Origin of the sequence: Bifidobacterium catulorum, assembly GCF_003129925.1 — a bacterium.
GTDB lineage: Bacteria > Actinomycetota > Actinomycetes > Actinomycetales > Bifidobacteriaceae > Galliscardovia > Galliscardovia catulorum.
On record NZ_QFFN01000063.1, the window covers coordinates 1 to 7,095 of the forward strand.

Below are 7,095 nucleotides of genomic sequence, written 5' to 3' on the forward strand. Positions count from 1 at the left end.
GGCCGTTCGGGGTGGGGGTGGCGGGCTTCGGAGCCGGAGCCCAGTAGGCGTAGAGCGTCACGTCGGCCGTGCCGACCTTCAGCTTGTCGCCCGGCTGGTAGTCGGCCTTGGTACCCTTGGCGTCCTTCATCCAGCCGCCGAACTTCTTGCCGTCCGGGGCGGTGAAGCCCTTGCCCTCGGCCAGAACAGCCTCGGAATTCTCATACACCACGGTGGACGGGACCGAACCGGAGCCGCCGTTTGCGTTGTAGGAGACCGTGACCTTGTTCATGTCGATCCAGAAGGCGTACAGGGTCATGTGGTCATTGACCTTCACCTTGTCGCCCGGCTGGTAGTCAGCCTTCTGTCCGTCGGCGGCGAGCATCCAGCCGCCGAACTTCTTGCCGTCCGGAGCCGTGAGAGCGGTGCTCTCAGGCAACGTGACCTCGTCACCCTCGTTCACGGTCACGGAAGCGATCGAACCGGTACCGCCGTTCGGGTGGTAGCTGACGGTGTACTTCGTCTTCGCGACCCACTGGGCCGTCAGCGTCACGCCGGTCTTGCCCACGTTCAGCTTGTCGTTCTCCTGGTAGACCTTGCCGTCGAGCGAGCTCTTCCAGCCGCCGAACTTCAGGTCCGCGTCCGTGTTCGTCAGGCCCGCGCCCGACTTCACCGCGATCTCCGAGTCCTCGTTCACCGGGTCCTGCGTCGGGGCAGTGCCCTGGCCGCCGTCACCCAGCTCGTACGTCACGTTCACCTGAGCCGGAGCCCAGATCGCATACAGCGTGATTTCGGCAGCGCTATCGGCGGCGGGGGTGAATGCTTCCCCTGCCTTGAACGTGCCCGTCTTGCCAGCCTTGAAATCGTCCTCCGTGGCCTTGGCGTCCGTGCTCCAGCCCAAGAACCTGCTCTTGCCGGCGGGAGCGGTCATACCGTTGGAATCCGGCAGACTATCGATCTTGCCGTCCTCGTACACCTTCTGAGTACCGGGAGCCGTGCCCGAGCCATCGTTCACGCTGAACTTGACGTTCTTGTACCACTTGACGTATACGGCACCAAGATCAGTACTGGCGTTGACCTGCTTGTTGGAAGGATCCGTGACGACATCCGGACCGAGACCGTCGCGGTTGTTCGTCATATCGGCCGCGGTGAGCAGCTGCGTCGTCGCCTTGTCCGTATACAGCTCGCCCTTCTGGAAGCCGGTACGAGTGGGAATGCGCGTGGGCGTGGTATTCCCCTTGACGGCATCCCAGCCCAGGACCGAATCGTCCTTGGCGTTCAGGTATCGCACACCGTACGAAGTGCCTTGGAACTTGCCGCTGTTGTTCTTTCGATCGCCGGCGAAAACACCGCGATACGACAACGTATTCTTACCAAGAACGTTAGTGTTTACGTCCTGATCCGCGCCATACTCAATCGTCTTACCGAGATAGGTAAGACCGGACGGATCGGACGCCCAAGTATCCGCCACGGCGTATTTACCCGAGAACGTATTGTTCTCAATCGTGCCCGTCCCCTTGAATTGGGCCAAAGACACGCCGACCGGAACATTGAACGTGTTGTTGGAGACAACCGTACCCGCAGACGTACCGGACAAGCGGACGCCCTGATCCTGATTATGCGGCTCTTCGTTGGTGTCCGTACCATCAGCCGAACCGGCTTCAAATACATTATTCTTTATCGTCGAACCGGTGCCGGCACTAACTTGAACGCCGACGGGCCTCTTGGAATTCGCAGGACCGGCGTTCGTGAGATTGAACTGCGTTGAAGCCGGCGGCAGACGGAAATCATTGTTCGTCACCGTGACAGGAACATCGGCGATAATGTTCGCAGTGGTCTCGTTCGGCTTCTCCAGCCAGAAGCGACTGTTTTCCACGGTAGATCCAGTCGAACCAGTCCGGAAGTTCAGCTGACCGTTCAGCCGGCATCCCTGGCCGTCGATATGAACCTTTGAATCGACATAAAGCGTATTCGGAGTGGCGCCATCGGACGTCGGAATGTCCTGATGCCTGATGATCTTGAGCCACACGTCGGAATAGCCCTCACCCTGAAGCTTATTGGCTTCGGCCAAGCCCTCCTTCAGACCCGCCACGTATGTGAGGTTCTCAAGATTCTCGGGATTGGTCATAACGGCCACATAATTGTTCTGTGAATGAGTGTTACCGGGAACATCGACCGGGCATACCAGATTCGAATCGACACCCCGGGCCGCAGCCGCTTTCGTTGATTTCGCGGCCTTTGTTGCCTTGCTGCTGCTTGTGTTCCCGGCTGCAGGCGCAGTCTCCGCGGCGTTGGCGGACGGGACGATCGCCAATGCACCCAACGTGCATATCGCGGCCGTCAGCGCCGCCAGCCTACGGCCCAACGTTACTTTCTCTCTCATTGTCGCATTCCACCTTCTGTCAAGAGGGATAAGACTAGAACCTCAGTCCTTTATAGCATACCGATGCCCCTCCACCGCAGAAGCCAACCTCGGGGGCCGTAAGGGAGGTATCCGTAATATGAGGATATGCAAACACGAACGCCATCCCCTATGGCTATACCCCTTGTTATGCAATGTATATTCCAAGTTATACGAATTGCATTTCCACTCATATTGCAATGCCACATTTACTCCCCTGATTGGCACCCCTCACAATGGCATCAACAAGCCGATTCCAAAACCAACTAATACGAGGCATGAAGAGGCATAAACCATACATGACGAGGGTAGCCCCCATATGATGAGTTCTGGGGGCGACCCCCGTCGTTCGGACCGCATACGTACGGCATTGCGGGTTCGCGGCCGATTGTGGTGAGATGCGGGTTTGAGGCACTCGCGTGTCTTGGAGGGCTGTGCCGGCCGGTATGGTTGCGTCACAGATTGCACGCCGGGGACCATGTAGGGCTCAGCTGCGGCCGGCCGTCTATGGCCGCGTCGGATTCGCGGAACGTCAGCCCATACAAGATTCTCAAGGCTCTCATCGCTTCACGTGTTTCGCAATACTCACGCGGCTTCGTCCTCACTCATTCGGACTGCCATTCGGACTGCCATTCGGCTCCTCGGCGCAGACGCGTATTGGGGTTATTGTCCCATCATCGAAAACAATCATCCAACACGCCTACTGCCACGACGCCGGGCACCGCCATAAGCACCACATATGTTCCTAACAGATCTCAATCCCAAACTAGGACCATAGACATCATGTTTGATTCCGATTAACGCTACTAGGGGTATAGGGGTAGGGGTATACGGTATAAGCCGGTGGCTATAGACGCGTAACAGTTCCGCTCCCTTAGCCCGCATTCCTTGCGGATTCCTTCTCGTGGTCGGGAAGTCATCTGGTCGATGTTGATGCCATTCTGACGGAGGTCGTCGAATTCCCGCATTCCTCGTGGTCAGGAGGTCATCGTGTCTAATCGTGTCTGGGCGCGTGCGGAAAGCATACGAACACGGGAAACGAGGACGATTCGAGACAAGCAAAAAGGCTTCATACCAACGATATGAAGCCTTGCATTCGTGGGCTCGATGGGATTCGAACCCACGACCTTCTGTTCCGGAGACAGACGCTCTATCCACTGAGCTACGAACCCGAGCCACCTCATTGCGACGGCTGTAATAGGCCGGCCGCAAACAGGCACCCCATTAGTGTACACGCGAGTGTGACAAACACCACGCATTGCCGCAGGGCTCGCGCGTGTCGGCATCGACCCCGCGTGTCGGACCAGACGCTACGCGACGGAAGCGAAATCGGCTTCGTTGCAATCCCATCACTGATAATAGAAGAGCCGGTCCGATCGTGTTCCCGTCATGCAAGCGAAAGTCCGGCACGCGCACGGTGAGCCCCTTACAACACCTTGGCCCCTTAAGCCTCCTACAGCACCTTGGAGAGGAAGGAGCGCAGGCGCGGGCTCTGCGGGTTGCCAAAGACCTGCGCCGGAGTGCCCTCCTCCTCGATGACGCCGGCATCGGTGAAGATCACGCGTGTGGACACCTCGCGGGCGAACGCCATCTCATGGGTCACCAGCAGCATGGTCATTCCCTTGTTCGCCAGATCGCGGATCACCTGCAGCACATCGCCCACCATCTCGGGGTCGAGCGCGGACGTGGCCTCGTCGAACAGCATGATGCCCGGATCCATGGCCAGCGAGCGCGCGATGGCCACACGCTGCTTCTGCCCGCCCGACAGCGATTCCGGATTCGCGTCGATCTTCTCCTCAAGACCCACGGTGCGCAGCAGCTCGACCGCCCGAGCACGCGCCTTGTCGGCAGGCACCTTCTTGATGAGCGTGGGCGCGAGCATGATGTTCTCGGCCACGGTCATGTTCGGGAAGAGGTTGAAGTGCTGGAACACCATGCCGATCTGGGCGCGCACCTTATCGATGTCGGTCTTCGGGTCGGCGATGTCGTAGCCGTTGACCACCACCGAACCGGACGTCGGGGTGTCGAGACCGTTGAGGCAGCGCAGGAACGTGGATTTTCCGGCGCCGGAAGGCCCGATGATGGAGATCACCTCGCCGGCGTGCACCTGGCAGTCGATGCCCTTGAGCACCTCCGTCTTGCCGAAGGTCTTGCGCAGGCCACGCACGTCGATGACGACCGGCCCCTTGTCCAGCGGCGCGCCAGCAGCGCCAGCGCCACCACCAGCAACACCAGCGCCAGCCGTCGAACCCTTGTCGGGGGTCACGGGCTGCACGGTTTCGTTCTCGTTCGTCTCGCTCATCGCTTGTTCATCCTCCGATCGACGATGTTGGCCAGCCACGTCAGCAGCGTGATGGCCACGAAGTAGATGACGCCGACCATGAGCAGCGTCTCGGTGACGCGGAAGTTCGCCGCGTAGATCTGCTGCGCCTGGTACAGCAGTTCGCCGAAGCCGATCGCCAGCAGCAGCGAGGAGTCCTTGAGCATGATGACCAGCTGGTTGATGATCGCCGGCGTGCCGATCTTCACAGCCTGGGGCAGAATCACCTTGCGCATGGCCTGGTTGTAGCTCAGGCCAAGCGAACGCGCGCCCTCCATCTGCCCGGCGTTCACCGATTCGATGGCGCCGCGCACGATCTCCACGAGATACGCGCCGGAGTTGAGCGACAGCGTGAGCGCGCCCGCCACCCAGATGTTGATGCTGTGCCCGATGATCTGCGGGATGCCGAAGTAGAAGAAGAACGCCCACACGAGGATCGGCGTGCCGCGGAACACGGCCACGTACACGCGCGCGATCCACGACAGCGGTCTGTTCGGGGAGACCCGCATCAGACCGAGCACGATGCCGAGCACAAGCGCGATCACGAACGAGATCGCCGTGATCAGCAGCGTGTTCCTAAGACCGGTCATCAACGCGGGGAACGAATCCTTCGCCAGGTCGATGAAGCTTTTCTTCGCGGTGGATTCGGCGTTCTCGGGCTTCACGGTCGATCCTTCGCCAAGGTATTTCGCTAGGATCCTGTCGTATTCGCCGGATTTCTTCAGATTCGCAAGCCCCGCATTGAACGCCTTGAGCAGGTCGGCGTTCTTGCCTTTGTTGACTGCGAAACCGTATGAGCCGCCGGGCACCTTCGGCGTCACGGTCTTCAGGCCGTTGCCCTGCTGGATGCCGTATGCGAGCACCGGATAGTCGTCGACGACGGCGTCCGCGTTGCCGGATTTCACCATCTCATACATCGTCGCGGACTGGTCGACCGATTTGACCGTGTATCCGTATTTCGCGGCGTTCTTCTTGGCGAACGCCTCGCCTTCCGCGCCGGTCTTCGCCACGACGGTCTTGCCTTTGAGATCCTCGTAGCCTTTGATTTCGTCGTTGTTCTTGGCGATTGCCATCTGCACGCCCGACTGGAAGTACGGGTCGGAGAAATCGTAGATGGCCTTGCGTTCGTCGGTGATGGACATGCCGGCAATCACGCCGTCCGCCTGGCCGGACGACATCGCCTGCAATGCGGCGTTGAAGCCGAGCGACTGGATCTGCACGTTGAATCCCTGGTCCTTGGCGATGGCATGGACCAGATCCATGTCGATGCCGACCATCTGACCGTTGGAATCGCGGAATTCGAACGGTGCGAACGTGGTGTCGGTCGCGATCTTGAACGTCTTGCCCTGCACTGCGGAGTCCTGTGCGGCCTGCGCCGAGGATACGCCGACGGTGCCGAGACCGGCCACGCACAGCACGAGGGCCAGCATCATGCCAAGCATCATGCCGAGGGCTCGCCGCCACTGCGTGGCCTGCTGCATCACGGCAGCATTGAACTTCTCAATATGCATAAGATTGAGCTCCTTTACAAAACTCCCTTAGTTTACTGTGCGGCGTTTTTCCGTTGTGTTACCTTGGGGTATGCTCACGTTTTCCTTGAAAAACAAGGTTTTCGAGGGTTTGCATGCTACCATCCGGACGGTAGAATGGCGTTATGTCCGACGATTTCCAGTATGAGCGCCGTTTTTTCTGCCGCGAATTCCCCGTGGAGTATGACGATGGGGATGCGCCGGCGCTGATCGTGCAAAGCTATTTCGTGCATCAGGATGGTTTTGCGCTGCGCATCCGTCTGCGCTCACGCGACATCCGCGTGCCCATGGGGCCGCAGGCCGATGGTCTGACGACGTTGATGCAGTATCGGGAGCATTTTTCGGAGGCGTACGTCACCGTGCAGGGCAACGCGGTGGGGGGAACACGCTATGAGGCGGAACGCGCCATCGACGCGAACATCGCCATCGAACTGGTGTTGCGAGGGGGAACGCCGATCATCAAGAACCGTTACAGCGTCTGGCTTGGTGAGGACGGTTGGGAGATCGACGTGTTCGGCGCCAACAATTCGGGATTAATTCTGGCTCAGGTGGAGCGCAGCGGACCGGTGACGAACCTGGCGATTCCGTCGTTCTGCACGGCCGAGGTGACGGACGATCATCGCTTCTACAACGACGGGCTGGCGTCGAAGCCGTTCATCACGTGGAAGGATGATTACGCCGAGGAGCTGGAACGCCATGGAGCGCATTTCTCCCAGCTTTTCGGCCAGAATCGGCTGGAGTGATCGGGAGGGGAACCAACCGGCTCCCCCTGACAGGGGGAGCTGTCGGGGCGGGTTCTAGTGGTCGTTGCAACACCTGACTGACCGTTGGGAGGATCAGGTGGGCAGGTGGGTGTTTGAGGGTGT

4 protein-coding genes and 1 tRNA gene are annotated in these 7,095 nt (G+C 59.6%); 1 reads left to right on the plus strand and 4 read right to left on the minus strand.

Features of this window, described 5'->3' with window-relative positions:
- The 4 genes from DF200_RS10360 to DF200_RS10375 all read right to left on the minus strand — a co-directional run.
- Positions 1-2,362 (minus strand): InlB B-repeat-containing protein (locus tag DF200_RS10360; RefSeq protein WP_146192073.1); only part of this gene is annotated, 2,362 nt, incomplete at its 3' end.
- A gap of 1,117 nt (positions 2,363-3,479) precedes the next feature.
- Positions 3,480-3,552 (minus strand) — tRNA-Arg (locus tag DF200_RS10365).
- A 281-nt stretch (positions 3,553-3,833) separates the two neighbouring features.
- Positions 3,834-4,682 carry an amino acid ABC transporter ATP-binding protein gene (locus tag DF200_RS10370; protein ID WP_109138194.1) on the minus strand — a complete coding sequence of 283 codons (849 nt, stop codon included), beginning with the start codon at positions 4,680-4,682 and terminating at the stop codon, positions 3,834-3,836.
- Positions 4,679-6,211, minus strand: a complete 1,533-nt coding sequence (locus DF200_RS10375) for an amino acid ABC transporter substrate-binding protein/permease (protein WP_241520238.1) — start codon at positions 6,209-6,211, stop codon at positions 4,679-4,681. The genes DF200_RS10370 and DF200_RS10375 overlap by 4 nt, the downstream gene beginning before the upstream one ends.
- Positions 6,212-6,354: 143 nt before the next feature.
- On the opposite strand from DF200_RS10375, the gene DF200_RS10380 reads away from it, so the two are divergent.
- Positions 6,355-6,972: a CYTH domain-containing protein gene (locus DF200_RS10380; RefSeq protein WP_109138195.1), complete on the plus strand. Its 618-nt coding sequence runs from the start codon at positions 6,355-6,357 to the stop codon at positions 6,970-6,972.
- Positions 6,973-7,095: the final 123 nt, after the last annotated feature.